Origin of the sequence: Paraburkholderia sp. J63 (assembly GCF_905220245.1) — a bacterium.
Taxonomy (GTDB): domain Bacteria; phylum Pseudomonadota; class Gammaproteobacteria; order Burkholderiales; family Burkholderiaceae; genus Paraburkholderia.
On record NZ_CAJMZF010000002.1, the window covers coordinates 104,574 to 127,826 of the forward strand.

20 protein-coding genes are annotated in these 23,253 nt (G+C 67.9%); 11 read left to right on the forward strand and 9 right to left on the reverse strand.

The window, feature by feature from the left end; translation table 11 throughout:
* Positions 1-4 precede the first annotated feature (4 nt).
* On the reverse strand, positions 5-2,239 hold the full coding sequence (locus U5775_RS02775; RefSeq protein ID WP_415913500.1) for an ATP-dependent helicase: 2,235 nt from the start codon (positions 2,237-2,239) through the stop codon (positions 5-7).
* A 241-nt stretch (positions 2,240-2,480) separates the two neighbouring features.
* Positions 2,481-2,972 carry a hypothetical protein gene (locus U5775_RS02780; protein WP_322056596.1) on the reverse strand — a complete coding sequence of 164 codons (492 nt, stop codon included), beginning with the start codon at positions 2,970-2,972 and terminating at the stop codon, positions 2,481-2,483.
* Positions 2,973-3,178: 206 nt separating this feature from the next.
* Here U5775_RS02780 and U5775_RS02785 point away from each other — a divergent pair, with 206 nt between their 5' ends.
* From U5775_RS02785 to panS, 3 genes are all read left to right on the forward strand, one after another.
* Positions 3,179-3,400 carry an RNA-binding S4 domain-containing protein gene (locus U5775_RS02785; protein ID WP_134748077.1) on the forward strand — a complete coding sequence of 74 codons (222 nt, stop codon included), beginning with the start codon at positions 3,179-3,181 and terminating at the stop codon, positions 3,398-3,400.
* Positions 3,401-3,585: 185 nt separating this feature from the next.
* Positions 3,586-5,004: an MATE family efflux transporter gene (locus U5775_RS02790; protein ID WP_322056597.1), complete on the forward strand. Its 1,419-nt coding sequence runs from the start codon at positions 3,586-3,588 to the stop codon at positions 5,002-5,004.
* 239 nt (positions 5,005-5,243) lie between these two features.
* A complete protein-coding gene (gene panS / locus U5775_RS02795) occupies positions 5,244-6,221 on the forward strand; it encodes a ketopantoate/pantoate/pantothenate transporter PanS (protein ID WP_322056598.1) in 978 nt (325 codons plus the stop codon).
* Positions 6,222-6,229: 8 nt separating this feature from the next.
* On the opposite strand, the gene U5775_RS02800 is transcribed toward panS, so the two are convergent.
* Entirely contained in the window at positions 6,230-6,628 is a 399-nt protein-coding gene (locus U5775_RS02800; RefSeq protein WP_322056599.1) for a DUF2917 domain-containing protein, read from the reverse strand.
* A 252-nt stretch (positions 6,629-6,880) separates the two neighbouring features.
* Between U5775_RS02800 and U5775_RS02805 the strand changes: the two genes are divergently transcribed.
* Together U5775_RS02805 and fumC are read left to right on the forward strand one after the other, a co-directional pair.
* On the forward strand, positions 6,881-8,623 hold the full coding sequence (locus tag U5775_RS02805; RefSeq protein ID WP_415913501.1) for a phospholipase D family protein: 1,743 nt from the start codon (positions 6,881-6,883) through the stop codon (positions 8,621-8,623).
* Between the two features lie 182 nt (positions 8,624-8,805).
* Positions 8,806-10,215 carry a class II fumarate hydratase gene (fumC, locus tag U5775_RS02810; protein WP_322056601.1) on the forward strand — a complete coding sequence of 470 codons (1,410 nt, stop codon included), beginning with the start codon at positions 8,806-8,808 and terminating at the stop codon, positions 10,213-10,215.
* 135 nt (positions 10,216-10,350) lie between these two features.
* On the opposite strand, the gene U5775_RS02815 is transcribed toward fumC, so the two are convergent.
* The 3 genes from U5775_RS02815 to U5775_RS02825 all read right to left on the reverse strand — a co-directional run bounded on the left by U5775_RS02815 (position 10,351) and on the right by U5775_RS02825 (position 12,324).
* Positions 10,351-10,854: an acyl-CoA thioesterase gene (locus U5775_RS02815; RefSeq protein ID WP_322056602.1), complete on the reverse strand. Its 504-nt coding sequence runs from the start codon at positions 10,852-10,854 to the stop codon at positions 10,351-10,353.
* A 151-nt stretch (positions 10,855-11,005) separates the two neighbouring features.
* Positions 11,006-12,037 carry a GlxA family transcriptional regulator gene (locus U5775_RS02820; RefSeq protein WP_322056603.1) on the reverse strand — a complete coding sequence of 344 codons (1,032 nt, stop codon included), beginning with the start codon at positions 12,035-12,037 and terminating at the stop codon, positions 11,006-11,008.
* A 149-nt stretch (positions 12,038-12,186) separates the two neighbouring features.
* On the reverse strand, positions 12,187-12,324 hold the full coding sequence (locus U5775_RS02825; protein WP_322056604.1) for a hypothetical protein: 138 nt from the start codon (positions 12,322-12,324) through the stop codon (positions 12,187-12,189).
* A gap of 231 nt (positions 12,325-12,555) precedes the next feature.
* Between U5775_RS02825 and U5775_RS02830 the strand changes: the two genes are divergently transcribed.
* Together U5775_RS02830 and U5775_RS02835 are read left to right on the forward strand one after the other, a co-directional pair.
* Positions 12,556-13,269, forward strand: coding sequence for a helix-turn-helix transcriptional regulator (locus tag U5775_RS02830; RefSeq protein ID WP_322056605.1), 714 nt, complete (start codon positions 12,556-12,558; stop codon positions 13,267-13,269).
* Positions 13,270-13,463: 194 nt separating this feature from the next.
* A complete protein-coding gene (locus U5775_RS02835) occupies positions 13,464-16,076 on the forward strand; it encodes a DUF6600 domain-containing protein (protein ID WP_322056606.1) in 2,613 nt (870 codons plus the stop codon).
* 105 nt (positions 16,077-16,181) lie between these two features.
* Here U5775_RS02835 and U5775_RS02840 read toward each other — a convergent pair whose 3' ends face one another.
* From U5775_RS02840 to U5775_RS02850, 3 genes are all read right to left on the reverse strand, one after another.
* Complete coding sequence (locus U5775_RS02840) at positions 16,182-17,153, reverse strand: thymidylate synthase (protein ID WP_322056607.1); 972 nt, start codon at positions 17,151-17,153, stop codon at positions 16,182-16,184.
* Between the two features lie 141 nt (positions 17,154-17,294).
* Positions 17,295-17,498 (reverse strand): hypothetical protein, encoded by a 204-nt coding sequence (locus U5775_RS02845; protein WP_322056608.1) that lies wholly within the window; start codon positions 17,496-17,498, stop codon positions 17,295-17,297.
* Positions 17,499-17,837: 339 nt separating this feature from the next.
* Complete coding sequence (locus U5775_RS02850; RefSeq protein WP_322056609.1) at positions 17,838-19,229, reverse strand: sigma-54 dependent transcriptional regulator; 1,392 nt, start codon at positions 19,227-19,229, stop codon at positions 17,838-17,840.
* A 580-nt stretch (positions 19,230-19,809) separates the two neighbouring features.
* Between U5775_RS02850 and U5775_RS02855 the strand changes: the two genes are divergently transcribed.
* From U5775_RS02855 to U5775_RS02870, 4 genes are all read left to right on the forward strand, one after another.
* Complete coding sequence (locus U5775_RS02855; RefSeq protein WP_322056610.1) at positions 19,810-20,319, forward strand: hypothetical protein; 510 nt, start codon at positions 19,810-19,812, stop codon at positions 20,317-20,319.
* 106 nt (positions 20,320-20,425) lie between these two features.
* Positions 20,426-20,929, forward strand: coding sequence for a hypothetical protein (locus U5775_RS02860; RefSeq protein WP_322056611.1), 504 nt, complete (start codon positions 20,426-20,428; stop codon positions 20,927-20,929).
* A complete protein-coding gene (locus U5775_RS02865) occupies positions 20,926-21,549 on the forward strand; it encodes a hypothetical protein (RefSeq protein WP_322056612.1) in 624 nt (207 codons plus the stop codon). Before U5775_RS02860 ends, U5775_RS02865 begins: the two co-directional genes overlap by 4 nt.
* Before the next feature lie 27 nt (positions 21,550-21,576).
* A complete protein-coding gene (locus tag U5775_RS02870; protein WP_322056613.1) occupies positions 21,577-23,157 on the forward strand; it encodes a cell wall anchor protein in 1,581 nt (526 codons plus the stop codon).
* Positions 23,158-23,253 lie beyond the last annotated feature (96 nt).

Consider the following 23,253-nt stretch of genomic DNA (forward strand, 5'->3'; position numbering starts at 1 on the left):
CGCCCTACTCCCACATCTTGCGCAGCTTCGCGCCGATCTCGACCTTCGCGCGCGCCGCGGCGGCGAGTCCCGCCGCGCTCGGCGGGCTCGCCACCGGCGCGGGCGGCCACGCGCGCGACTCAAAGAGCGGCAGCATCGGCGCCGCGATGAAGCGCGTGCGCGACGCCCACACGTGACGGTCGCCGCTCGCGGCCTGGTTGTGCACGTAGAAGCGCTGCGGCACGACTATGTGCAAGTCCTCTTTCGCGCGCGTCATCGCCACGTAGAGCAGACGCCGCTCCTCTTCGAGCTCCTCGTCGCTGCCCGCGCCCAGATCGGACGGAATGCAGCCGTCCACGCCATTAAGCACGAACACGTTGCGCCATTCCTGGCCCTTGGCCGAATGGATTGTCGAGAGAATCAGATAATCCTCGTCGAGCAGCGGATCGGCCGACTCGGCGCTCGTGGCGTCGGGCGGGTCGAGCGTGAGCTCCGTCAGGAAGCGCTCGCGCGACGCGTAGGTGCTCGCGATGCTCTCCATTTGCAGCAAGTCGGCGAGACGCACCTGGGCGTCTTCGTGGTTGCGCTCGAGATGCGGCTCGTACCAGCGCCGCACGCGCTCGAACTCGGCGGGCCAGGGCGTCGCGCGCGCGCCGAGCGTATCGACGAGCGCCGCGAACGCAGGCCAGTCCTCGGCCGCGCGCGGCGGCGGCGCGAAGGCGGCGAGCGCCTCGGCGGCGCGATACGCGCCCGTGCAGGCCGCGACCTGATCGAGCAGGCGCGCCGCCGTCGCGGGCCCGACGCCGGGCAGCAACTGCGTCACGCGGAAACCGGCCACGCGGTCGAGCGGATTCTCGGCCCAGCGCAGCATCGCGAGCACGTCCTTCACATGCGCGGCGTCGAGGAAGCGCAGGCCGCCGAACTTCACGAACGGGATGTTGCGCCGCGCCAGTTCGATTTCGAGCGTCGCGCTATGGTGCGCGGCGCGAAAAAGGACCGCCTGCTGCTTGAGCTTCATGCCGCCCTCGCGCGCTTCCAGGATCTGCTCGACGACGTAGCGCGCCTGCGTAGCCTCGTCGGCGACCGTGACGAGGCGCGGACGCTGCTGCGACGCGCGGTCGGTCCACAGGTTCTTGGTGAAGCGCTCGGCGGCGGCGTCCATCACGGCGTTCGAGGCCGCGAGGATCGGCTCGGTCGAGCGGTAATTGCGCTCCAGCGTGACCTGGCGCGCGGGCGGATCGAACTGCGCGGGGAAATCGAGGATGTTGCGCACCGTCGCGCCGCGAAACGAATAGATGGCCTGGGCGTCGTCGCCGACTACGGTGAGGCCGCGCCCGTCCGGCTTGAGCGCAAGCAGGATCGACGCCTGCAGGCGGTTGGTGTCCTGGTATTCGTCGACGAGGATATGGTCGAAGCGCTCCGCCAGATCGGCCGCAATGGCCGGCTCCGCGGCCATGTGCGCCCAGTAGAGCAGCAGATCGTCGTAGTCGAGCACGTTCTGCTTTTGCTTTGCATCGACATAGGCCGCGAACAGCGCGCGCAGTTGCGGCTCCCATTCGAGGCACCACGAGAACGAGCGCGCGAGCACGTTCGTGAGCGTGTCGCCCGTGTTGACGACGCGCGAGTAGATCGCGAGGCACGTCGACTTCGCGGGAAAGCGCTTTTCCTTCGCCGATAACCCCAGTTCGTGGCGCACGAGGTTCATGAGATCGGCGGAATCCTCGCGGTCGTTGATCGTGAACGCGGGCGAAAGGCCGATCTGCTCCGCGTACTCGCGCAGCAGGCGCGCGCCGATGCCGTGGAAGGTGCCCGCCCAGGTGAGTCCCTGCGCAAGGGCAGCGGCCGCGCCCGATACTCCCGCCGCGATCCGCGAGACGCGCCGCGTCATTTCCTGAGCCGCGCGGCGCGAGAAAGTTAGCAGCAGGATGCGGTGCGGATCGGCGCCGTTGGCGACCAGATGCGCGACGCGGTGCGCGAGCGTGTTGGTCTTGCCCGAGCCCGCGCCGGCGATCACGAGCAGCGGCGCCGGAAGCGCCGCGCCCGGTGCGAACGTCTGCGGACCGCCGTGCTCGACGGCGGCGCGCTGGGCGTCGTTGAGCTTCGCGAGATACGGCGCCGCCTCCAGTGCGACGTCGCTCGTGTGGGGGGAATCGGCAACAGAGACGGTGGACACGACGGGCGCGGGGAATATCCGGTGAGCGGTGAAGGATCGAGCCGCGTCGCGTATCGGCGGGCGCGGCGACGCATACTGTATATCCATACACCTCGCGCCCGCAAGCGCCGATCTTGCGGCGATCTGGCGCTATTCAGCGTCGAACTTGTGTCCTGGAACCCGCGCGCGCGACCCGACAGCCCAAAGCAAAGCGGCGACGCCCGCTTCCGGACGCCGCCGCTTCATGTCCTGCACAGGCCGGCGCCGGGGCAGGCGCCCGATGGAGAAGCCTCACCAAGCCCGAATGCGCGCACCGCACGCGTTCGGGCTATCGAAGGCTCCCGCTCGGTTATTGCTGAGCCCCACCACTCGGCTGCTGCGCCGGCTGCCCGTTCATCTGATCCAGCATTTCCGAGTTATTGGCCTGACGGTCGGCCTTGTGGTTGATCTTCGCGTCCTTCACCTGCGACTTGTACTGCGACTTGGCCTGCTTCTTCGTCGAGTTGTACTCCGCTTTCGCCGACTTCTTCGCGCTGCGATATTCGGCGTTCGCGGCCGCGTTGGCGTTGCGCTTTTGCACCAGCGGGTCGGTCGGCTGCGTCGCGCTCAAGTCCTGCGGCGCGGGCTGCGAGATGCCGGCAGCGGCCGGCGCCTGGCTCGGCGCCATCGTCGGCGCGGTGGCGGGCGCCATGGACGGTGCGGCCGAAGGCATGGCCGCGGGCGCCTCGGCGCCGGGCTGCGCCGCGCCTTGCGCAGAGGCGCCCTGCGCAAAGGCGCCTTGCGCGAAGAGGGCGGCGGTGGCGAGAGCCGTACCGGTGAGCAGCTTGCGAATATGAGTCATGGCGTATCCTCTTTGCAGTCGTTTCGGGGTGAGACCATTTTCGTCTGAAGATCGCCGGGAGGTCTCCCGACGTTACTCAACGTTGCATCTTCTTACGAAATCATGACATCTGGCCCCGAGATGTAACGGCCGCCCGGACACCCGGTTTCGCTTATGATGCTCACCCTTCGCGCGCTGCCGGCGCGCTCCTGATTCCCGTTTCCGCCATGCCCAATCTCGATTTCATGCTCACCGGCGACTACGTCGAACTCCACAACCTCCTGAAGATCACGGGTCTCGCCGACAGCGGCGGCTCGGCCAAGCAGATCGTCGCCTCCGGCGCCGTGAAGGTGGATGGCGAGGTCGAGCTGCGCAAGACGTGCAAGATCCGCGCGGGCCAGTCCGTGCTGCTCGGCGATACGCGTATTGCCGTGCGCGAAGCCGAATAAAGCAAACGGCCCGACGCAGGCCCAAGGCACGGGACACGTGCCCAAGTGAAATGCGTTCGAAAGCGGATGCACCATCCAGGTGCTTTTTATCCGAAAGAAGGGTAATCTCGCACTGAGCTTTCACCCTTGAAACGAACGCACTTTCCGAACGCGCGGCGCGATTTATCGCGCCGCGCTTGCTTTTCATGACCCGACCCACTGCCCCCGCGCGCGCCGATCAGGCGAGCCGCGCCATCGCCCCGCCCTCGCTCAAGCGCCACGCCGCCGACACCGCGCGCCTCGCGGCGCCGCTCGCCATCGCCCAGCTTTCGCAGATGGCCATGAGCGTGACCGACACCGTGCTGCTCGGGTCGCTCGGTGCGGGCGCGCTCGCGGCGGGCGGCCTGGGCGCGAACCTGTTCTTCGTGGTGGTGACGGTGCTGCAAGGCGTGCTCACATCAGTGAGCGTGAGCGTCGCGCAGGCGCGCGGCGCCGACGATCTGCACCGCGTCCCGCACATCTACTGGACCGGCTTCGCGCTCTCGCTGCTGCTGGCCGTGCCCGCGTTCGCGCTGCTGTCGTTCGCGGGGCCGCTCCTGCTCGCGCTCGGCGAGCCGCCCGTGCTCGCGCATCAGGTGGGCGAGTACGCGGCCGTGCTGCGCTGGGGCGCGCCCGCGAGCCTGATCGGCGTGGGCCTGATGCGCTCGTTCCTGCCCGCCATCGGCGCGGCCAAACGCCTGCTGTGGATTTCGATCCTCAGCGTGTTCTTCAACGGCTTCCTGAACTACGGGCTGATTCACGGCGCGTGGGGCCTGCCGCGCCTTGGCTTTCTCGGCTCGGCGGCGGCCACCGCCATCACCGTCTGGCTCACCACGCTCGCGCTGATGGCGCTCCTGCATCTGCGGCCCTCGCATCAGCACTTCGTGGTCGCGCGCCGGCCCACCGCGCCGCTGATGGGCGAACTGTTCGCGATCGGCTGGCCCGTCGCGATCACCTACGCCGTGGAAGCGACGCTCTTTCTCGCGACCGGCCTCCTCATGGGCCTGCTCGGCGCGACGCCGCTCGCCGCGCACCAGATCGCGCTGAACGTGGCCTCGGTGATGTTCATGGTGCCGCTCTCGATCGGCCAGGCGGCCAACGTGCGCGTGGGCTACTGGATCGGCGCCGGCGTGCCGCGCGCGGCGCGCCATGCGGGCTTCGTCGCGCTGGCGCTGGGCGTGGGCTTCATGTCGATGTCGGCGCTCGTGATGGTGCTCGCGCCGCACTGGATCGTCGGGCTCTACCTGCACCTCGACGATCCGGCCAATGCCCCGACCATCGCGCTCGCGACGTCGCTGCTCGGCGTGGCGGCCATCTTCCAGATCGTCGACGGCATGCAGACCGTGGGCTCGGGCTGCCTGCGCGGCCTGAAGGACACCCGCATTCCGATGCTGGCCGCGACGCTCGGCTACTGGGGCATCGGCTTTCCGATCGGCTATGCGCTCGCGTTCCATTTCGGGCTCGGCGCGCTCGGGCTCTGGTGGGGGCTCGCGGCGGGGCTCGCGAGCGTGGCGGCGCTCATGACGTGGCGTTTTCACCGCATGAGCCGGCGCGTGCAGATCGAGGCGGCGGCGCGCGCGGGCTGAGGCACGGCGGCGGCGTGCCGGGCGGACGAGTCCGCGAGCGGCCTGGAATAGCGCGCTTGAGGGGATCGGCAAAGGGACGTCAGCGGCCTGTTAAGCGCACGGTTAAAATACCGGCCTGGCGCCGCACGCCGTCCGCCTCACGAGGGCAGGAAAACAGCGCCCCGCTGCCTGGAGGTCAAGATCGAACCAGACCCGCCATAAAAACCCGCGATAACGCCCCGCTCACGGACCACCCACTCATGCTCGCCCCGATTACCCGACTGTTCCCGCTCTGGGCCGTCCTCGTCTCGCTGTTCGCCTACTTCAATCCGGGCCTCGTCGCGCCGGTCACGCCGCACGTCACGACGCTGCTGATGATCATCATGCTCGCCATGGGCGTGACGCTCTCGTTCGCCGACTTCCAGCGCGTCTTCACGCGGCCCGCGCCCGTGCTCGCCGGCATCTTCCTGCACTATCTGGTGATGCCGCTCGCGGCATGGGGCATCGCCCACGCGCTCCACATGCCGCCCGACCTCACGGCGGGCATGGTGCTGGTGGGCAGCGTGGCGAGCGGCACGGCCTCGAACGTGATGATCTATCTCGCGCGCGGCGACGTCGCGCTGTCGGTGACGATCAGCGCGCTCTCGACGCTCGTGGGCGTGTTCGCGACGCCGCTCCTCACGCGCCTCTACGTCGATGCCTCGATCGTCGTCGACGTGCACGGCATGCTCATGAGCATCCTGCAGATCGTCGCGCTGCCGATTGCCGTCGGCCTCGTCGTGAATCGCCTCGCGGGCGGCCTCGTGCGCCGCGTGGAGCCCGTGCTGCCGCTCGTCTCGATGATCTCGATCCTCGCGATCATCGCGGCCGTGGTGGGCGGCACGCACGCGAGCATCGCCACCGTGGGCCCGCTCGTGGCGCTCGGCGTGGTGCTGCACAACGGCATCGGGTTGCTCGGCGGCTACTGGGGCGGGCGTCTGCTCGGCTTCGACGAATCCGTGTGCCGCACGCTCGCCATCGAAGTGGGCATGCAGAACTCGGGCCTCGCCGCGACGCTCGGCAAGCTCTACTTCTCGCCGCTCGCCGCGCTGCCGGGCGCGCTGTTCTCGGTGTGGCACAACCTCTCGGGGTCGCTGCTCGCGGGCTACTGGGCCGGCAAGCCGGCGCGCGGCAGCGAGCGCGATGCCGACGAAGCGCGCGCGGCCAGCGCCGGGACGTCGGCGGCACGGCGCGGATAAGCGCGGCCTCACCCGCGCAACGCTCGCATCCGCGCTTGCGCGGGCCGCTTCAGCAAGCGGGCCGGCAAACGAACTGACGAGCGCATCGACAAACGCATAGCCAGGCGCGCGAGCCAGCCCAGCAAAACGACCACGCGCCCCTCGCCCCATAGCGCGGGCGGCGTGCGCAGCTCGCAGCGCACCGCCTCGTCCCATCCGCCCACCCACACCCGCTCGCCCGGCGCGAATGGCAAGACATCGCCGGGATCGAGCCAATAGTCCTCGGCGTCGCCTTCCACGGTCATCAGCACGCGCCCTTCGAGCACGCCCAGCACGCCGCCGTCCACGTGGCGCACGAGACGGCAACGGCCGCGCGCGATCCGCAGCTCCTCGCGCCTCGCCTCGGTGTCGGTCTTATCCGCTTGCATGATCCGGTCCATCGCGTTCTCCCGCCGTTCGGTTCGTGATGGATGCAGTGTGCGGCGAGCACGGGCGCCGACGTTTCCGTCCGGCATGAAACGATGCTTGCAGCAAGCGCCGCCGCCCCCGCCTTGCGCGCCGCGTCACGCCGCTTCGCCCGCTTCCCGATAGAATCGGCGGCAAAAGACGCACTACGTAAGCGAACCATCGGGAACACCCCCACGCCGCCCGCTCAAGCGCCAACGCGGGTCGAGCCGTGCATGGGACCGGAGCCCGTGCCGCAGCACGCACGCCGGCCGACACAGGAGAGGAGAATCCGCTTGTCCGCACCTATCGTTCAGAGCCTCGCCCCCGGCGCGCCCCGCGCGGCCGAAGCCGCAGCCCCGCGCCGCGCCGCCTGCGTGCGCACACTCCTCGCGCTCCTGAGCGTCACGCTCGTCGCCGCCTGCGCGACGCGCCCGCCCGCCACCGCCTTCCCGCGCGAGACCTCCGCGGCCCTGCCCGCGTCGGAAGCGAACGCCACGCCACTGGGCGCCGCGCTCGCCGGGCCCGAGGCGGCTCATCCGGGCGAGTCGGGCTTTCGCCTGCTCGCCACCGGCACCGACTCGCTGCAGATGCGCATCGCGCTCGCGCGCGCGGCCACCAAAACCCTCGACATGCAGTACTACATCGCCAACGAGGACACCACGGGCAAGCTGCTGCTCGGCTCCGCGCTCTACGCGGCCGACCGCGGCGTGCGCGTGCGCATGCTCGTCGACGACCTGAACTTCCACGACATCGACCGTCTGATGGCAGCGCTCAACAGCCATCCGAACATCCAGATCCGCGTGTTCAATCCGTACGGCAGCCCGAGCGAGAGCATGTTCGCGCGCACGCGCAACTTCTTCACGAACGTCGACCAGTTCACGCGCCGCATGCACAACAAGGCGACGATCGTCGACAACGCGCTCGCGATCGTGGGCGGGCGCAATCTCGGCGACGAATACTTCAGCGCGAGCCCGACGCTGCAGTTCCGCGATCTCGACGTGCTCACGGCGGGGCCGGTCGCGGCGAGCGTCTCGGCGAGCTTCGACGACTACTGGAACAGCAGCGTGGCCTACCCCTTGAGCGTGCTCAATCACCAGAAGTTCGATCCGCACGATCTCGACGTCGCGCGCGACGACCTGCGCACGCACTGGAGCAAGACCGCCGATCCGTACAACGCGAAGCCGCTCAACGCCACGCCGCTCGCCCAGCAGATCGCGCACGACGGGCTCGGGCTCACCTGGGCGAAATGGCAATTCGTGGCCGACTCGCCGGAAAAGATCGGCGGCGACGAGCAAGGCCAGATGGGCGACGCGATGCGCTCGCTGCTCGATCGCCTCAATCACGCGCAGAGCAGCGTGCTGATCGTCTCGCCGTATTTCGTGCCGCACAAGGCGGGCGTGCAGGCGATTCGCGCGCTCACCGCGCGCGGCGTGCGCGTGGCGATCCTCACCAATTCGCTCGCGGCCACCGACGCCGTCGCCGTGCAGGCCGGCTATAGCCCCTACCGCGTGCCGATGCTCAAGGCCGGCGCGCAGCTCTACGAATTCAAGCCCATCCAGCCCGAGCGCGCCAACGCGCGGCGCCTGCGCGTGATGGGCTCGGCCTCGCGCGCGAGCCTCCATGCGAAAGCCTATGTGATCGACGAAAGCACGCTCGTGATCGGCTCGCTCAATCTCGATCCGCGCTCGGCCAGGCTCAACACGGAGCTCGCGCTCGCGATAGAAAGCCCGCCGATCGCGCACGAAGTGGCCGGCATCTTCGCGCTCGCGACCTCGCCGCAGGTGAGCTATCGCGTCACGCTCGCGACGCCGGCCCAGTTCGCGGCGCTGCGCGGCTCCGCGATTTCCTCGCCGCTCGTATGGACCGACGAGGAAGACGGCATGATCCGCACCTACAACCTCGATCCCGGCGCGGGTTTCTACAGGAATCTCCTAACCGGGCTATTCTTGCTGTTGCCGGTCGACAACCAGTTGTGACGTCCGCGCGCCGTCGTTGGTCCGCGTTGGCCTGCTGCAGTTAGCTTGCTAATTGCCGCGCGGACGGCGCGCGCCGCTGCTCCGCCGCACGACTGCGCCCCCCCATCGGCCCCCAACCCATCACGCAGGCATGAGGCGCCGCGTCCCGCATCGGGCGCCTCGTCCACCATCGGAGTCCCGCCATGACCGCCAGCAACGAGAACGTACGAATGGAACGCGACACGTTCGGCGAGATCGCCGTGCCCGCCGCCCAGCTCTGGGGCGCGCAGACACAGCGGTCCCTGCAGAACTTCCGCATCTCGAGCGAGAAGCAGTCGCCCGAGCTCATCACCGCGCTCGCCACGATCAAGCGCGCCGCCGCCGAAGTGAATCTCTCCCTCGGCGTGCTCGACGAGACCAAGGCGCACGCGATCATCAAGGCCGCCGACGAGATCATCGAAGGCAAGCATCCCGGCGAATTCCCGCTCGCGGTCTGGCAAACGGGCTCGGGCACGCAGACCAACATGAACCTCAACGAGGTGATCGCGAACCGCGCGAGCGAGATTCTGGGCGGCGAGCGCGGCGAGGCGCGCAAGGTGCATCCGAACGACGACGTCAATCGCGGCCAGTCGTCGAACGACGTGTTCCCCACGGCGATGCACGTGGCCGCCGCCTACGGCATCGTCAAGCATCTGCTGCCCGCGCTGAAGACGCTGCGCGACACGCTCGACACCAAGTCGAAGCAGTTCGCCGATATCGTCAAGATCGGCCGCACGCACCTGCAGGACGCCACGCCGCTCACGCTCGGCCAGGAGTTCTCGGGCTACGTCGCGCAGCTCGACCAGGGCATCCGGCACGTGGAGTCGACGCTGCCGCATCTCTACGAGCTCGCGCAAGGCGGCACCGCCGTGGGCACGGGCTTGAACGCGCACCCGCAGTTCGCGCAGAAGGTCGCGGAGACCATCGCGAAGCTCACGGGCGTGCCCTTCGTCACGGCGCCCAACAAGTTCGAGGTGATGGCCGCCGCCGACGCGCTCGTATTCGCGCACGGCGCGCTCAAGACCGTCGCGGCCAGCCTCATGAAGATCGCCAACGACATCCGCTGGCTCGCGAGCGGCCCGCGCTGCGGCCTGGGCGAGCTCTCGATCCCCGAGAACGAGCCGGGCAGCTCGATCATGCCGGGCAAGGTCAATCCTACGCAGTCCGAAGCGGTCACGATGCTCTGCTGCCAGGTGTTCGGCAACGACGTGGCCGTGAACGTGGGCGGCGCGAGCGGCAACTTCGAGCTCAACGTGTTCCGCCCGATGATCGCGCACAATGTGCTCCAGTCGATCCGTCTGCTCGCGGACGGCGCGCTCTCGTTCAACGATCACTGCGCCGTGGGCATCGAGCCCAATCGCACGCGCATCGACACGCTGCTCAACGAGTCGCTGATGCTCGTGACGGCGCTCAATCCGCACATCGGCTACGACAAGGCCGCGCAGATCGCCAAGAAGGCGCACAAGGAAGGCACGACGCTCAAGGCCGCCGCGCTCGCGCTCGGCCACGTGAGCGAGCAGCAGTTCGACGAATGGGTCAAGCCCGCCGAGATGGTCGGCACGTTGAAGAAATAAGCCCTGTTTCAGGGGCTAAAACGTCGGCGTCCGGAATGCGAAGCGGGCGGCAAGGCTTCATGCCTCGCCGCCCGCTTTGTTCTGCATGCAGCAGATGCCGCGCATGCAGTCCGCGTTCAATCCGCGTTTAATCCATCAAACCTTGCCTTTCGCCACTTCCTCGGGCTTCAGCTCGACGATCGCGTCGAGCGCTTCCTTCACGTCGAGCGCATATTTCGCGAGACGCTTTTGCTCGTCCGTTTCCGGCACGAACGTCGGCACGGGAATCGGGTTGCCGTTTTCATCGACGGCCACGAACACGATCAGGCAATCGGTCGTGAGACGCAATTGGCCGCTCTTCGGGTCGCCCGCGTGCACGGTGATGTGGATGTGCATCGACGTGCGGCCCGTGGCCACCACGCGCGCGCGCAGCTCGACCATGTTGCCGACGAGGATCGGCCGGCGAAAGCGGATATTGCCCACGCTCACCGTCACGCAGTAGCGGCCCGACCAGACGGCCGCGCACGCATAGGCGGTTTCGTCGATCCATTTCATCAGGGCGCCGCCGTGGACTTTGCCGCCGAAGTTCACCGAAGTCGGCTCGGCGAGAAAGCGGAACGTCGTTTCCGAACGGTCCAGAGGCTGGGAAGGCGTACTCATAGTGGCTCCGCTCGTGGGGTTTGTGCCTGACTGGCCAGGCATCGTTATGGGGTGCCGCCGATTATACGAGCGCCATAAGTCATTCGCAGACACCTTCGCAAGCGCAGTCGTGCAGTGCGGCCGGGCCGCGTGCCCCGCGCCTCGGCCGCGCTCAAGCCGCCGAGAACCGCGCCCGGTAATCGAGCGGAAGCACGCCGTAGCGCCGCTCGAACGCGCGCCGCAGATTCTGCTCGGTGCCGAAGCCGCAGTCCGCGGCAATGCGCTTGACCGGCAGCCGCGACTGCGCGAGCGCGTGCGCCGCGGCTTCCACGCGCATGGCCGCGACGGTGCGCGCGGGCGTGCGCCCCACGGCCTCGACGTAGCGCCGCGCGAAGGTGCGCGGGCTCATGCGCGCCGCTTCGGCGAGACGCTCGACGTTCAGCTCCGCGTGCAGGTTGGCGGCCATCCAGCCATGCAGCGCGTCGAAGGCGCCGCCCGCCGCGCTTTGCGCCTCGAGCGTCTCGCTGAACTGGGCCTGGCCGCCCGGCCGCTTCATGAACACCACGAGCCGGCGCGCGGCATGCATGGCGACCGCGTGGCCGCAGTCCTCCTCGATCAGCGCGAGCGCGAGATCGATGCCGGCCGTCACGCCCGCCGAGGTCCAGACCACGCGGCCGTCACGCTCGTCGCGCACGAAGATCGGCTCGGGATCGACGTCGACGCGCGGAAACCGTCGTGCAAGCTGCGCCGCGTTGCGCCAGTGCGTGGTGGCGCGGCGTCCGTCGAGCAGGCCCGCCGCGGCGAGATAGAACGCGCCGGTGCAGACCGACGCCACGCGACGCGCGCGCGGCGCAGCGGTGGCGATCCAGGCGACCAGCTCGAGCTGCAACGTCGTGGAATCGTCGATGGGCACGCCCGGGACGATCAGCGTGTCGATGGCGGCGGCGTCGAGCGCATCGAGCCGCTCGGTGACGACCGGCATCCCCGCGAAGGTGGGCAGCACGCCGCCCGCCATCGAGGCGAGCGTGACGCGATAAGCGCAGGGCTCGGCGAGCCCGGCGGACGCGGGCGCGGCACGGGTGCGCTCCGCGCGCATCGCCAGTTCGGCGCGCCAGAAGGCCTCGACGGGCCCGCAGGCGTCCAGCAGCACGAGATCGGGCGCGACCGCGAACACCACGTGGCGCACGCAAGGAGAAGCAGACATAGGAGATAAGAGGCGATGGAGGCGCGATACAACCATCATCGCATGCGCGCCGTTGGCAGGCACGTCGATCTTGCGTCAATTCCTGCCAGGGTGCGAAGCACGAAAGTGCGGGACGACATAGCGGCACACCGACCGCCCGGCTCGCCCGCTTACTTGCGAATCGTGATGCCTTCGTCGATCGTGCCGTACATCGTGATGCCGCTTGCGCCGCTCGACGGCGCGCTGCCGCCCTGGGCGCAGGCCGCGCAGAGCAGCGCAAGCGCTGCAAGGGCCAGAATGCGTTTCATGACTACCTGTTGCTTCCAGAAAGAAATTCATTCTAGCGCGGCGCTGCCGGGCTCAACGAATTGGCCGCCAGCGGGCCAGAAGCGGCGCCGCGCCCCGCACGCCATATTTCATGACAACCTGAAACGTCGAATGCCTGGTTTCGCTAGAGTAGGCACATGGGCCATCGCACCATGCTCGCGCCCGCGGCGTGACCAGATCGTCCGAAACACCCGCTTCGCATGGGAGCCATCATGCCTCTTCCCGTCACCGATGAAACCAGCCACTTCCCCGGTCTCGCGCGCGTTGCCGCGCTGCTCGCCGATCCCGGGCGCGCCGCCATGCTGTGGGCGCTCATGGACGGCAGTGCGCGCCCGGCCGGCGAGCTCACGATGATCGCGGGCCTCTCGCCCTCGGCCGCGAGCGCGCATCTCGCCCGGCTCGCCGATGGCGGCCTGCTCGCGCCCGAAGTGCGCGGGCGGCATCGCTATTACCGCATCGCCACGCCCGAAATCGCGGCGGCCATCGAAGCGCTGATGAACGTCGCGCATGCCGCCGCGCCCGCGCAGCCCGTCACGCGCCCCGCGCGCACTGTTCCCGTCGAGATGCGCCACGCGCGCACCTGCTACGACCACATGGCGGGCGAGGTCGCGGTGCGCGTGTTCGACCGGCTCGTCGAAGGCGGCTGGCTCGTGCGCCACGACGACGACCTCGAGGTGACGGAACAAGGCGTGGCGCGCCTCACCCATTGGGGCGTCGATCTCGGGGCGCTGCGCGCGCGCCGGCGGCGCTTCGCCTGCACCTGCCTCGACTGGAGCGAACGGCGCCCGCATCTGGGCGGCGCGCTCGGTGCGGCGCTGCTCGAACGCTTCACGTCGAACGGCTGGGTCGAGCACGCGAGCCGCCCGCGCGTGCTGCGCATCACGCCGCTCGGGCAGCGCGAATTCGACGCGTTCGTCGCGGCATAACCGCCCCATCAAGCTGACAAATACCCGACAACACCGCTCAATACGCATTCAAAATTGCGCTTTCGTCCGAAAGTCATACGTTCTGTTACATCTGGTACATAAGCTCTAACAATTGAGGGCGCATTGAAACAGGCGCGGCGGATAGAGTTCCTCACGTAGCTCCCCGAAATCATGCGAGGAGCCGGAGAACCACTATGACAACGCGCACCTCATCGCCTGGCACGTTCCGCCGCTACGACAACCCGCAGGACACGCACCACGTCGCTGCACGCCGCCCGCGCGGCCGCACGCTCATCGCCGGCGCCGTACTCGCCGCTTTCGCGCTCAGCCTCGGCGGCGCCAACGCCTGGGCGCAGGCCGCGCCGCAGGGCGCGCCTGTCGCCGCGACCAGCCCGGCCGGCGACCCGCCCGGACGCGTCGCGCGTCTCGACTACATGGCCGGCGACGTCACCACCGAGCCGGCCGGCGCTACCGACTGGTCCTACGCGCAACTGAACCGCCCGCTCACGACCGGCGACCAGCTCTGGAACGACGCCAACGCGCGCTCGGAGCTGCACATCGGCTCGACGGCCGTGCGCATGGGCCCGCAAACGAACGTCGACGTCCTCAATCTCGACGATTCGACCGCCCAGTTGAAAGTCGCGCAAGGCACGCTCTCGGCGCGCGTGCGCGAGCTGCCGCCCGGCAGCTCGTATGAAATCGACACGCCCAACCTCGCGCTGGGCGTGACGAGCCCCGGCGACTATCGCGTCGACGTCGCGCCCGATGGCAGCGCCACGACCGTGACGGTGCGCAGCGGCAGCGTGACCGTGTACGGCGAGAACGGTCAAACGCCGATGTCGGCGGGCCAGCAGATCCGCTTTGCCGGCACCGACCTGCAACAGGTGGCAAGCGAGGCCGCGCCGCCCCCCGATGCGTTCGACCAGTGGGCGCTCGCGCGCGATGCCGCCGAGGACCGCTCGGTCTCGGCGCGCTACGTCTCGCGCGACGTGCCCGGCTATCAGGACCTGGACGCCAACGGCACGTGGCGCGAAAGCCCGCAATACGGCGAGGTCTGGACGCCCAGCAACGTGCCCTCGGGCTGGGCCCCGTATCACGACGGCCACTGGGTCTGGCAGGCGCCGTGGGGCTGGACATGGGTCGACGACGCGCCGTGGGGCTTCGCGCCCTACCACTATGGCCGCTGGGCCTATGTCGACAATTCCTGGGCATGGGTGCCGGGGCCGCTCGTCGAGACTGCGCCGCCCGTCTACGCGCCTGCGCTCGTCGCTTTCGTGGGCGGCGGCGGCGGCGGCCCCGACTGGGGCGTGAATCTCGCCATCGGCGGCGCGGCCGCGGCGGGCGTCGCGTGGTTCGCGCTCGGGCCGGGCGAGCCGTGGCATCCGCACTGGGGCGGCTGGAGCCCGCATTACTACGACCGCGTGAATCAGACCGTGATCGTCAACAATTACCGCCACGACGTGAACATCACGAACATCAACGTGCACAACACGTTCGTGAATTACCGCGTGCCCGGCGCCGTGACCGCCGTGCCTGCCACCGCCTTCGTCCATGGCCAGCCGACTTCGCGCTTCGCGCAGCGTGTCGACCCGCGCCAATGGCAGAACGCGCGCATTCAGTCGGGCACGCCGGGCATCGCGCCGGTCAAGGGCAGCTTTGGTTCGAATCTGCGCCGCGCCGACTATCGGCCGCCGGCCTCGCTCAATCAGCGTCAGGTCGTGGCGACGCGCGCGCCCGTCGCGCCGCCTGCCTTCCGGGACAACCTCGCGCAGCGCTTCGCCCACGGCGGCGGCACCGTGCCCGGCGCAGGCGCGCCGGTCGTGCGCGTCTCCGCGCCGGCGCATGCCTCGTTCTCACCGTTCTCGCCCGCCTCGCACGGTGGATGGCCGCAGCAGAACGTGCGCGTCGTGCCACCCCATTCGCCCGTGATCGGCGCGGCGGGCCGGCCCAATGGCGCGCCGGGTCAGGCATCAATGCCAGGCCAGGCGCCGCGTCCGGGCGCGTTCGCCCAGGGCGGCCCGCATGGCCCCGGCGAGCCGATGGCCCCGCATGGTCAGCAACCGGGACAACCTGGCATGCCGGCAGCGATGGCGAACGGCCATGGCGCCGCCGTTGCGCAGGCAAACGAAGCGCATGGCGTGCCGCGTCCGCCGCAGTTCGCGGGCCGGCCCGCGGGCGGTCAGCCGCAGGGCGCCATGCCCGGCGGCGAGCCGCACGCACCGGGCGCGGCTGGCAACATGAATGGCCGCGCCGTGGCCGGCGCGCCGGGCGACGCGCATCAGCCGTCCTGGATGCAGCCGCATGCGCCGATGGCCCAGCATGGGCAGCCAGGCGGCGCGGCGCCGGGTCAGGAAAACCGGCAGCAGGCGTTCGCGATGCAGCAGCCGCATGAAGGCGAGCCGCCACGCGCAGACACGCCCGCGCATGCGCCGCAACCCGCCGCGGGCGAAGCACCGCACAGCCCGCAACCGATGCAGTCGCAACCCCGCGCGGACGCTCATCCGCAACCGCAACCACAGCAGCGCGCTGAATTTCATCCGCAGCCGCAGTCTCAGCCGCGCGAGGAACCGCGCCCGCAGCCGCAACCGCGTGCGGAGGCCCACCCGCAACCGCAACCTCAGGCGCGTGCCGAATTCCACCCGCAACCCCAGCAGCAGCCGCGTCCGGAATTCCATCCGCAACCGCAGCCGCAACCGCGCGCGGAATTCCATCCGCAACCGCAACCCCAGCCGCGTCCGCAGCCGCACCCGCAGCCCCAGCCGCATCCGCAAGCGAGCGGCGGCCACGACGAGCATCACCACGGTTGATCGCAACACCCGGCGCGCGCCACAACGCGCACGCCGCCCACGAAAAAGCCCCCGCGCTCGCCAGGAGCGCGGGGGCTTAATGTTTATCGCGTACCGCTCGCCGCGTCAGACCGCCATCGGCGCCGTGAGCGGATCGTGATGCCGGTAGCCGGCCAGCGAGAAATCAGCAGGCTCGACTTTTTCGAGCCACTCGGGCTCATAAACGCCGGTCTTCGCATACTCGGGCACGCGCGAGGCGATCTCGAGGCGCGGGCTCTCGTAGGGCTCGCGGCGCAGTTGCTCGTTGAGCATGCCGAGCTGGTTCTCGTAGATGTGCGCATCGCCGATGAAATACGTGAACCAGCGCGGCGTATAGCCCGTCAGACGGCCGACCAGATGCAGCAGCACCGCGCCCTCGGTCAGGTTGAAGGGCGTGCCCAGGCCCACGTCGTTGCTGCGGATATACAGGCACAGCGAGATTTCGCGCTTCGTAACGTTCGGCAGGAACTGATAAAGCAGGTGGCAAGCGGGCAGCGCGATCTCGTCGAGCACCGCCGGGTTCCAGCCATGAAACAAAATCCGTCGGTCGGCGGGATTGCTCATGATCGTGTCGAGGCACTGACGCAGCTGATCGACCGCCTTGTAGAGCAGCACCTTCGGCCGGCCATCCTCGCTGAATTCGCTCACCCGCGCATAGCCGCGCGACTGCGCGTCGGCGAGCTGCGCGCTCGCGTCGGCGTCGAGCACCTTGTAGGCGGGCCACTGGCGCCACTGCACGCCGTAGACATCGCCCAGATCGTCGGTGCCGCGGCGGTACGGATTGGCGAGCCACTGCGCGTTCTCGTTCGCGTTGGCATCCCAGACCTTGCAGCCGAGCGCGCGGAAGTCCGCGGCGCTGCGCGAGGCGCGCAGGAAGCCGATCAGCTCGCCCACGGCCGACTTGAACGCCAGCTTTTTCGTCGTGACGGCGGGAAAGCCGTGTTGCAGGTCGAAGCGCAACATGGCGCCCGGCATGCTGATCGTGCGGATGCCGGTGCGATTTTCCTGCCAAGTGCCGGTGTCGAGAATCGAGCGGACGAGCTCGAGATACTGTTTCATGCGCGGTCCCTGAGCGGGCGCGAGCGCGCCCGGTGCGGATTCAAAAACGAGATTCTATAGCAAGCCGGCAAACGGCAGACCCGGTCCACCGGAGGACAATGAGGGGGCAATCGGAGCGAGGCACGATAACGCCGCACGGCGTCATTCGAGGTGGCTGGCCACCATGACAGATACGCGCGTCGGCATAACGATGCGTCGACGTAACAAATTCGCGCAGATTCGCACGATGGCGAGGGAGTAAAAAAGGAAAATAATGCCGCCGATAATGCGCCGTATGGCGACGGCCGGCAAACGCCCGGTAAAAACCGGCAGCGTAAAAATCAATACGACGAATAGTGTGACCACTACAGCGTGACAATCGTGTGGCGAATTATCCGCAATGCGCCTGGAATAACGACACACGCACCGACAAACGCACACCACGCGCCAGCTCTGGCCGCGAAGAAACGAAGAAACAACGGAACGAAGCAGCGCATCGCCGCGGCGACGCGGACAAGGCGGCCCGCACCGCGAGCCGCCCGCCGCACGAACCTGCGCCCCCGCGCAAGTCCGCTTGCACCCCTGACACACACCCCTGACACCTGCACCCTCTCGGCCGCTTCGGGCTCTTCGTCAGCCTGCTTCATCAGTGCTTGTGCGGCCGTTTCGGGCGGCCGCTATGTGGTCCCCTCGACGAGGCCGCCTTCAGGCCCCGCCCCCCGAAACCAGTCCGCCCGGGTGCGGCGCGAGCGGATCGCTCTCCATATGCCGCATGCCATGCGCACACAGCAGCCGGTAGAGCGTCACGCGCGAAATGCCCAGTTCCTGCGCGGCGTCGCCAAGACGCCCGCGATGGCGCAGCAAGGCCAGCTCGATGGCCTGGCGCTCGGCGGCCTCGCGCGCCTGCGCGAGCGAGACCGGCACCACCTCGACGTAATCGCCCAGCTCCAGATCGCGCGCCGTGATCGCGCGCCCTTCGGTCATGACGATCGCGCGCCGCACGCGGTTGATGAGCTCGCGCACGTTGCCGGGCCAGCTGTAGTTATGCAGCGCGGCGATGGCGTCGGGGGAAAAGCCGCGCAGGCGCCGCCCGCCGTCCTTCTTGAAGCGCTCGAGCATGTGCCGCGCGAGCAGTTCGATGTCCTTGCCGCGCGCGCGCAGCGGCGGCTCGTCGATCTGCAGCACGCACAGGCGGTGATACAAATCCTGACGGAAGCGCCCTTCGACCATGGCCGCGCGCATGTCCACGTGCGTGGCGGAGATGATGCGCACGTCCACCGGCATCGACTGATGGCCGCCCAGGCGCTCGATCTTGCCTTCCTGGAGAAAGCGCAGCAGGCTCGCCTGGCTTTCCATCGGCAGATCGCCGATTTCGTCGAGAAAGAGCGTGCCGCCGTTGGCCGATTCCACGCGCCCGATCTTGCGCTGGCTCGCGCCCGTGAACGCGCCGCGCTCGTAGCCGAACAGTTCCGACTGCAGCAGATGCGGCGGAATGGCCCCGCAATTGATGGGCACGAACGGCGCATTGCGCCGCGACGAGCGCTCGTGAATGGCGACCGCGGTGAGTTCCTTGCCGGTGCCCGATTCGCCCGAGATGAACACGGGCGCGTCGGTCATCGCGACCTTGCGGATCGAGCGGAACAGCGCCAGCATCGCCTCGCACGAGCCCACCATTTCGCCTTCCGTGCCGCCCGAGGTGTCGTTCGAGGCGGATTCCGTGAGCGAGACCATGCCATAGGCGTGACCCACGGAATCGACGATGCGCTCGCCGCTCCAGGGCACCGTTACGTAATCGAAACAGTAATCGCGCACGAGACGGCGCAAGTTGGCGTCCTGCAACTGACCGGTCGTGGTGGCCGCGACCCAGCCCACGTTAGGCAACGTGAGGCACGGCTCGAACGCGCCGATCTCATGCAGATGGAATTCACTGGACAAATCGAGCAGGCCGCCCGCGGGCAGGCCCGCGCGCAGCGCGCGCCGCGCTTCCCGCGCGTTGCCGACGATCTCCACCTGCCAGCCCCGCTCGTGGAACCGCTCGTTCAGCGCTTCATTCGGATTGCGCGTCACGTAAACCAATTGCCGCGTTGCGGATTCCATTATTCAGATCCTCTTGCCAACACATCGTTACGAAATGACGGCACGCACCTGATGTACAGATATGCAGCAAAAGCAGCCACTCGCCGGGCGCGAACGGGCGCGGCGAACATGGGGGCTTTTGCTGTCAGTGAATCCCCGAACTGCGGCGTGTGTGTCACCGTGCCCATGGCTGGGCTTTTGTTATGGGTATTACGTGTTTTTCTGAAGCTTACTATATGCACCGGGGTGTTGGATAGAAAATATGCGGCGTGAATCGTTAAGGGCACGATGGAAAGGTTTCCATTATGCGCGCACTGAATTGTAAGGACAAAATCCATTGCGGATGTTTCCATTCCGTTGCACCCGCACCCTTATTCGCAGGCCGCGCGATTACGTCCAACAATATCGGTCGCAAACGTTCTCCGCCGATACTCGCGAGCGAAATTCCGGCGTTTAAAAGCGGCCCGCGTTTCAGCGCTGAAACATTTTTTTGAAAATACGCTATTCAAAATCCGTAGAAAATAGCCGGACCCAAGACGTATCAACGGATTGCGTGACATGGCACACGTTTCGCTAAATGTCCCGCACCAGGAGATACGCCATGCGACTCATTCCTTCGAACGTCAGGCGCAGTGCTTCCAGCGCACGCAGCGTGCTCGCCGCCATGCTGGTTCCCGCCGCGCTTCTCGCCCTCGCACCCTCGGTGCGCGCGCAGACCGCGACGGCGAGTGCGGATGTCGTCGTGGCCAACGACGGTGTCATTCCTGCAACAAGTGCGGCCATGGTGCCCGCCACGCTCGACGTGAGCACGGCACCCCACTCCGATAACGACACAAGCGACAAGAACTTGAACACCGGCACGCTTGCCGCCGATCCGGGTCTCGCAGGGGACGATCCGGTGCTCGCGGGCGTCGGCGCCATCGACGACCAGACGCTCGCACGCCAGCGCGGCGGCGCCGTGGGCATGGTGATGGTCGCCGCCACGCCGCAGCTCATGCGCGGCAACAGTGTGACGCTCTGGGACGAAATCGCCCCGCCCGCGCCGCTGCCGATCCCGGTGGACGCCGGCCAGGCAGCCCAGGGCAACGTCGCCAGCTACGTCCGGAAGTAACGAACGCAACGCAGCACCGTAATTGCCAGACAGACACGCGCCGTCCACGGCGCGGTTCCGGGCAGCACCCGATGCGCGCCGCCCGGCACCAGAGACGGAGACCGACATGACAGTTTGCTTCACGACGCCACGCGGGCACTGCGCCCGGGTCGCCGCCGTCCTCGGCGCAGCCCTCGCAGCGACGCTCAGCGCGGGCGTCAGCGCGCAGCAGGTGACCAATCCCGGCGATATTGTCATCGAGCGCGACATCACCCCGCGCAGCGCCTTCGCCAGCGTGCCGAAGAACCAGGACCCGGTACTCGTGCGCGCCACCACGTTCCCGAAGAACTCGTTCGATCCGGCCATGGCGACGCTCGTCACCGACACGGACCTCACCAATGCGCGCGGCAATTCCGGCGTGAACACGAGCGGCGCGCTCGCCGGCGAGGCCGCAGGCGTGCAGGCCATCAACCGCATTCTCGTGGGCAACCCGTCGGCCTCGAACGCGGCGCTCGGCGCGGGCGGCAGCGCCCAGGCCATAGGCGGGCTCGGCGGGACCATCTCGTCGACTGTCAACGGCGCGCTGGCGCCGCTCACGAGCGCGCTAGGCGCCATCGGAGGCATGAAATGAGCCGTCGTCTCCCTGTTAGCGCACCGGTCCTTGCCGCGCTGGCGCTCGCCACTCCCCTGGCTGCGCTCTCCACGGCGGCGCACGCCCAGGCCACGGTAGGCGCAACCGCCGTGATCGCGCCGAACGCCGCGACCGCCACGACCGGCGCGCTCGCCGTGAACGAAGCCGCCGGGCTCGACAACGCCCAGGGCAACCAGTTGACCATCACCAACGGCGGTTCGGTGGCCAATGTCAATCTCGACGAACAAGGCGCCACGGCGCGCGCTCGGCTAGGCAATGCCAGCGCGGTCATCGGCACAGGCGCCTTCACGAACACGTCCGGCGCCATGATGGTGAATCAGACGGCAGGCGTGGGCAACATCCAGCGCAACAGTGCGCAGATCGGCACTGGGGCGTTTGGAGTTGCACTGGTTTCGGACGGAGAACTGTCCGCGGCCAGCGCAACGAACGGCGGTGTGGGCAACCAGGCAGGCCAGGCAGGCGGCATTCGTGAGGTACGCATCGACGGTGTGGCCTTCAGGAATGCAACGGGCCTCGTGCAGGTGAACCAGACAGCCGGCGCCGGTAACGCTACGGCAAACAGTTTTGTGCTCCGTCCCCCGGCGGGCACTCTTTTTTAACTGACCACTCAAGTATCGGAGCGAAACATGAAGCGCACCCTCATCGCAGCGGCAGTTCTCGCGACGGCGGCAGGTTCCGCTTTCGCAAGCCCCACGACGGCTTATCTCTTTAACACCACGGGCGTGTACGACACGGTCGGCATCGAAGGCTTTGTCGGCCTGTTCGGATGCGTCAGCGTCTCGAGCACCGCAGGCGCCGTCATCAACAACACGCAGACGACGGGCGGCGGCACGCTCACGCCGCAGGCACAGAGCTATCAGTTCGGCAACGTGACGACCACCTACAACAACAACACGTGGAGCGTGAGCGGCACGGGCACGAATTCGAGCTACAAGACTTCGTCGTTCGCGACGGCCAACCAGTCGGCATCGTCGAGCTCGTCGACGAAGACGAATAACGTGAGCGCCTCGACCTCGAAGACCGCGTCGAGCAACTCGAGCTTCGGCAAGACCTTCAACGCCGGCATCTCGGGCGACTACCATGTCGCCACCGACAGCGGCAACACGAGCAACTCGACCACCGCCAGCACCTCCAGCGACACGGGCAGCAAGACCAATGGCCACGCGTACACCAGCGTCGGCAACAACACGTCGACACATTCGCAAAGCGGCAACGGCAGCGCACAGGTGAGCGCCTCGTGGTCGCACAGCGGCAACTTCCTGAACGGCTCGGCCGGCGCCAGCGTAAGCGGGTCCGAAGGCACGTCGCACACGAAGACCAACTCGCATAACAACAGCGACACGACGGCAACGGCGAGCAGCTGGACGAACAACAACAACCGCAACACGAGCAACAGCTCGACCAACGCGAACACGGCCTACGCCGACGGCACGGGCAGCGCAGCGGTTTCGGCCTATGCGAACGGCACGAGCACCAAGTCGAGCGATTCGAGCAAGACGTATAACCACTCGTACGGCGCATCGAGCAGCAGTTCGAACTCGAACTCGCACTCGTACGCGACGGCCACGGACCAAAGCAAGACGTCAGGCTATAGCGTGAACGACTCGCTCACCACGGTCAACGAATCGACCACCGGCTCGCTCACGCAGTACACCAACACGCAGCAGGCAGGCACGCTCAACGCCACCACGGGTAACAGCGCGGCCACCGGCGTCACGGGCAACCTCGGCGTGAACATCGCGGAAGGCATCAACAACGCACAAAGCAACGACGTTTCGCTCGCTTCCGTCGATATGGGCAATGTGTTCGGTAACGCTCAGATCTTCAACAATCAGGCGTCCGCCGGCACGGCGAATGTGAAAAACTTCAATCTGAACGCATCGGTGGGTGACGGCTCGCTCGCCAGCGTCTCGGGCAACGTCGGTGTGAACGTCGCATCGGGTATCGGCAACGCGCAGAACAACAGCCTTGCCGGCTCCGTCACGACGGCCAACGCCGGCAATGCCTCGACGACGGCGATGGTCGCGACCGACAACAACGTGCAGAACGCGGGGATGGTCGCCAATGGCCAGTTCCAGGGCACGGCTAGCCTCGGTTCCAACACCCTCACCGGCGCGCAAGGCAACATCGGCGTGAACATTGCCGGCGGCATTGGCAACCTGCAGCACAACGGCATGGCCATCGCCGCGATGAACAACGGCCATTAAGGCATCACGCGGTACCAGCGAGCATCGCTGAGCAGTCTTGAAGTCAGTGTCATTCCAGGCTGTACCCCAACGCGCCGGCCGCCGCCACACAGCGGC